The sequence below is a fragment of the Phytobacter sp. V69 genome, from assembly GCF_965644215.1.
Lineage (GTDB): Bacteria > Pseudomonadota > Gammaproteobacteria > Enterobacterales > Enterobacteriaceae > Phytobacter.
This window is the reverse complement of record NZ_CBFFRL010000413.1, coordinates 1-1575: the sequence shown is the minus strand read 5'-3', so window position 1 is coordinate 1575 and position 1575 is coordinate 1. Positions and strand designations below refer to the sequence as shown.

The window sequence follows — 1575 nt, the reverse complement described above, 5'->3', positions numbered from 1 at the left end:
TCGGTAGTTAACCCTTCCTCCTACACTCTCCACAATCATGTCCGAGCGTTGCACTTATTATCTGAATTCGCGCTTTACACAATATGCCTACTAATAAATCACGATGAAATACCACCTCTTTAGGGGTAAATATTTAGAGGTGAATAAACTCGCCAGAAAAGACTATTAAGAAGTTGTGCGTAGCGATATTGATTTGACGCAAATTGCGCAGGGATATTGATACTTCGTTTTGCTGTGGGTGAGATTTCATGTTCGCCTCCTTGTGAATGATGATTGCATTATCAATCCCCCTAAATAAAAAACAATACTGAACCGCCTGGTAATTTATCTTCTGCGAGACAAATTCCAGTAAAAAGAAACTAATGAAATAAACAGGACTGCATCGGCAGTGATCACCGATGCAGCAAGAAAATAACTCAGAACGGTTCGGGAATAATACGGAACGGAAAATGGGTGGGTTTGATCTTGCCAATTTTACGTTTCGGGAATTCCACCGGGTCGAGCGGGATATCCTCATAAGGCACCTGCGTTAACAGGTGGGTAATGATATTTAAGCGTACGCGTTTTTTGTCTTCCGAGCGGGCGACAAACCACGGTGCCCACGAGGTATCGGTGGCTTCGAACATGGCATCGCGCGCGACGGTGTAATCATCCCAGCGATCGAACGACTTGATATCCATCGGTGACAACTTCCAGGTTTTACGGCCATCGTTCACGCGGTCGCGCAGACGGCGTTCTTGCTCTTCTGGCGTCACTTCCAGCCAGTATTTCAACAAGATAATGCCTGACTCGACCATGGCGCGCTCCATCATCGGAGTGCTTTCCAGAAACTTCTCCACCTGTTCCATCGTGCAGAAGCCCATGACGCGCTCGACCCCGGCGCGGTTGTACCAGCTACGGTCAAAGATGACGATTTCACCCGCGGCCGGCAGATAAGGAAGATAACGTTGCAGGTAAAGCTGGCTCTTTTCGCGCTCGGTCGGTGCGGGCAGGGCAACCACACGAAAAACGCGCGGGCTCACGCGTTCGGTAATGGCTTTAATCGTGCCGCCTTTGCCAGCGCCATCACGCCCTTCAAAGACGATACACACCTTGAGCCCTTTGCTGACCACCCAACGCTGGAGTTTGACCAACTCAACGTCAAGGCGACGTAACTCTTTCTCATATTCTTTGGTTTTCAGCGGCGCACCATGAGGTGCGTCAGAGATGGTGCCGGTGTTTTTCTTTTTTCCCATGAATCTCTACCTCTTTCAAATAAATGACGGGATACATAAGAAAGTGTAATTGCCGGATCCGGAGTGCGCGAAAATTACTGGTGACAAGGCATTTCAGTCACTTCCCGAAAAGCCGCACAATGCGGGAATACATTCACAGCCTGAACTGAATCTATGGATGAATATGCCAGTAAGAGAGTTTGAGCTAGCTCACACTTAACGAATGGTCGATAATGCGTGTTGCATTCTATTAACAAGTGGTTGTGGTATGAAAAAAACGATTTTTTCGTTAGATAGTGTCGTCACAAGATTTTAGCCCAGAGAGCGATGCATCTGATCTGGACGGCAGCGAGAAATGAGG

The 1575-nt window shown here is 47.9% G+C and carries 1 protein-coding gene; it reads right to left on the bottom strand.

Translation table 11 applies throughout. The features are described from left to right. Positions 1-416: 416 nt before the first annotated feature. Positions 417-1235, bottom strand: coding sequence for a polyphosphate kinase 2 (gene ppk2, locus ACSZPU_RS25630; protein WP_499004421.1), 819 nt, complete (start codon positions 1233-1235; stop codon positions 417-419). Between the last annotated feature and the right edge of the window lie 340 nt (positions 1236-1575).

Bases quoted from the DNA above. Each gene is read 5' to 3' on its own strand.
- ppk2 (WP_499004421.1), bottom strand. From the start codon at position 1,235: ATGGGAAAAAAGAAAAACACCGGCACCATCTCTGACGCACCTCATGGT.